The sequence below is a fragment of the Barnesiella sp. CU968 genome (assembly GCF_905219685.1).
Taxonomy (GTDB): domain Bacteria; phylum Bacteroidota; class Bacteroidia; order Bacteroidales; family Muribaculaceae; genus Lepagella; species Lepagella muris_A.
In genome coordinates, this window is sequence record NZ_CAJMXD010000487.1 from 1 (window position 1) to 1880 (window position 1880).

General features: G+C 41.5%; 2 protein-coding genes and 1 riboswitch. Both genes read left to right on the forward strand.

Going from position 1 to position 1880, the window contains the following annotated elements:
- Positions 1 to 120: 120 nt before the first annotated feature.
- A riboswitch (cobalamin riboswitch) is annotated at positions 121 to 357 on the forward strand.
- 149 nt (positions 358 to 506) lie between these two features.
- A complete protein-coding gene (locus tag JX312_RS12965; RefSeq protein WP_124030530.1) occupies positions 507 to 1460 on the forward strand; it encodes a DUF4465 domain-containing protein in 954 nt (317 codons plus the stop codon).
- A gap of 63 nt (positions 1461 to 1523) precedes the next feature.
- Positions 1524 to 1880: PKD-like domain-containing protein (locus JX312_RS12970; protein ID WP_304505010.1), on the forward strand; the 357-nt coding region annotated here is incomplete at its 3' end.

Genomic DNA, 1880 nt, shown 5'->3' on the forward strand with positions numbered 1-1880 from the left:
GGAGCCAGCACAAATAGCAAATTGCCATCCAACTCTTGACCTCGAATTTGATTAACACTTTTTAAGAGACACTAGTGCGGTTAAAAAAATGAATTATTTGGTGGTAATGGTTATTTTTTGTAAATTTGCGGTTGAAATGGTTGCTCTGTCGTCCAAGAGTGGAGGCGTGAAGGAGCATCAAAAGGGAATGAGGTGAGATTCCTCGACAGTACCCGCTGCTGTAATTCCCGTTCTTTGACGATGTTTATTCGTTACTGAACAAGGTTTTTCGCAACCTGCCACTGGTCACCAAACGACTGGGAAGGCGCGATTGAACCGGGATAAGTCAGAAGACCTGCCATTTCCGCCAAGTGATACCGCCTACGGGACTATGGGCTTAGGTTGTCTGACTTCTTACCTCGTAAGTTGTTTTTAATGACTATAATTCTATCTATTCCCGTTGCCGCTTCATTTAAGCGTTATCGGGAATATTTATTTTTTGATATTAACTAAAAACAACAACGAGTATGAAAAAACTCCTACGTTTCGCAGCTTGCGGCTTTGCTTTGGTCGCAGCCGCAACTTTCACAGGGTGTTCCAATGAGGATGCCTTAGTCGATAACTTCGACGCAGCGGACGGCAAGCCGTTGAGCCGCTCTGCATCAAGTCAGGTCGTAATTGACTTCGAGGATTTGATGTCCTTTGAAGGTGTCGATGTCTTGGCTGGTCCAACATCCTATGGACGCAATTACTATTCAGATTACAGTGGTACCCAGATTACGGGTATAATGAATTTGGATGGATCTTTTACATCCATGGAGAATGAAGGCTCATGGCCTCTTGGTTCAGATATTGCTCCATCCTATATGTTTGGTGGCATCGCAGTTTCGGATTGGGCTATGACTTCCAATCCTTCTTCGAACCCAAACCCAGATAAACCATTTAATAAGGATTGGTGGTATTCTGAGTATAACCAGATGAGTGTATATAATACGGCTCGTACTGCCACCGGTAATCGTGGTGGAGCAGGTGCTAATGGCTCGAACAACTTCGGTGTGGTTTACGGTTTTGATGACTCCTACGGTTATGCTAAAGAAGCTTCATTCGATATTCAATCAATGACTCTTAAATCCCTTAAGATTTGTAATACCGCTTATACTTATGGAGTTATCCAGAATGGAAATACATGGATTGGAGAGAATGGCGTGGAAGTTACGGCTAAATCCCTTAAAGATTCCAAAGGCTATTTTAATCTCATTATAAAGTGTTTCGATGCAAGTGGCAATATTGTTAAACGCATAGAAACTCCTCTTGCAGACTATCGTAATGGCAAAGACTTCTGTGTGACTACTTGGACGACAATTCCCGTTAACGCAGCCAATGTGGATAAAGTTCAGTTCGGTTTCTGGGGCTCTGATATCCATGATGGAGGTCCCGCAACACCCTGTTATGTTGCGATTGATGATATAGTATTGGAATAATAATATAAAGAAGCTGTTTGTGATTAAGTTGTCACAAACAGCATCATTCGGTTGACAAAACAAATGAATAGATATTTACTCGCAATTTTTATCATCTTTATTGCATTGACATCATGCAATAAAGATGATAACTTGTACGACAATAACGGGCTGCCTTCAGTAGAGTTTGACTCTGAGACAGGAATCTACACTGTTAAACAGGGACGTTCAATTACGATAATACCGGAATACAAAAATGTCAATAACGCCGTTTTTGCTTGGACTATTGACGGACGGTTGGTTTCTACATCACAGTCTCTCACTTTCACATCTGATGAAATAGGCGATTATTTCGTGACTTTGCGAGTGGATACCGAAGTAGGTTCAGTAAAAGACGAAATAAAGATTGAAGTAGTTGATCTTCTTCCACCAACAATATCG

What these genes read in the sequence shown, in the direction of transcription:
- JX312_RS12965 (WP_124030530.1), top strand. Translation starts at nt 507, where the DNA reads ATGAAAAAACTCCTACGTTTCGCAGCTTGCGGCTTTGCTTTGGTCGCA.